This is a genomic window from Streptomyces sp. P17 (assembly GCF_032436805.1).
In the GTDB taxonomy this organism is placed as follows: domain Bacteria; phylum Actinomycetota; class Actinomycetes; order Streptomycetales; family Streptomycetaceae; genus Streptomyces.
This window is the reverse complement of sequence record NZ_JAVRBF010001326.1, coordinates 1-245: the sequence shown is the minus strand read 5'-3', so window position 1 is coordinate 245 and position 245 is coordinate 1. Positions and strand designations below refer to the sequence as shown.

Sequence of the window (245 nt, the reverse complement as noted above, 5' to 3'; positions counted from 1 at the left end):
GGCAGGAGTCCTGGGTTTGCGTCCCCTCATTCTTGCGGAAAAGATGGAGTTTGCTCGTAAGAGAGGTGATCGGAACGCCGCATTGGGCTTTGGGAATGAACTGCTCCAGTTGTTGCCGGACGATGAGGTTCCATCCGAAGCGGGTGCATCGTACGCGATAGGAACGGCACATTTCATACTCGGCAACTTGCTGAGGTTCGGTGGCAACTATCACCAAGCGAAGTTAGCCATTTCGAAGGCGCGAC

The 245-nt window shown here is 54.7% G+C and carries 1 protein-coding gene; it reads left to right on the top strand.

Annotated features, from left to right (window positions below; translation table 11 throughout):
- Positions 1–16: 16 nt before the first annotated feature.
- The coding region (locus tag RMT89_RS44855) for a hypothetical protein (protein WP_315889503.1) at positions 17–245 on the top strand (229 nt) is incomplete at its 3' end.